Origin of the sequence: Sutterella massiliensis, assembly GCF_016899755.1 — a bacterium.
GTDB classification, from domain to species: Bacteria; Pseudomonadota; Gammaproteobacteria; order Burkholderiales; family Burkholderiaceae_F; genus Sutterella; species Sutterella massiliensis.
The window spans coordinates 1-717 of record NZ_JACJJC010000178.1 but is presented as its reverse complement, the minus strand read 5'-3'; the positions used below and the strand labels follow the sequence as shown (position 1 = coordinate 717).

Sequence of the window (717 nt, the reverse complement as noted above, 5' to 3'; positions counted from 1 at the left end):
GGGCCATAAACCGACGGCAGACAAGGCGCGCGCCTATGCCAAAGAAAAAAAGCTTCCGTATATTGCACTTGAAGACGGTTTCTACCGTTCCCTCAGGCTCGGTGTCGAAGGCGCCCGTCCGATTTCAATAACGGTTGATCCGATCGGCGTTTATTACGACGCCTCTGCACCGTCTCAGCTCGAGGTTTGGCTCAACGATTGGCAATCCTGGTACACGCCGGAAGTCGCGAAAGAAGCGAGGGAAGCTCTTTCAATCGTAATTGGAGCGGATCTCTCAAAATACAATGCGGCGCCTACGTTCTCAGAAGAAGCAAAAAAAACGTTCCGAGAGCGTTATGGCGTGAAAGGAAATCGCCGCATGATTCTCGTTGTGGATCAAACAGCTCAGGATTCCAGCGTCACGCTTGGCGGAGCGAGCGAAGCGTCCTTTAAATGCATGCTTGACGCTGCACTCCAGGAGGAAAATGCGGAAGTTTTCGTTAAGACGCACCCCGACGTTCTGGCAGGAAAAAAGAAGGGCTATCTAACAGATGTACCCGACGGCGTTCACCGTATTGCCGAAAATTGGGCGCCGCTTTCCTTTATGCGAGCTTTTGACGCTGTCTACGTCGTCACATCTCAAATGGGCTTTGAAGCGCTTCTTCTCGAAAAGCCGGTGCACGTCTTCGGCGTGCCTTTCTATGCCGGTTGGGGGCTGACGAAGGATCATGCGGATGC

At 52.9% G+C, this 717-nt stretch carries 1 protein-coding gene; it reads left to right on the top strand.

Features of this window, described 5'->3' with window-relative positions; translation table 11 throughout:
* Positions 1–61 precede the first annotated feature (61 nt).
* Positions 62–717 (top strand): capsular polysaccharide export protein, LipB/KpsS family (locus tag H6A60_RS12015; RefSeq protein WP_439145085.1); only part of this gene is annotated, 656 nt, incomplete at its 3' end.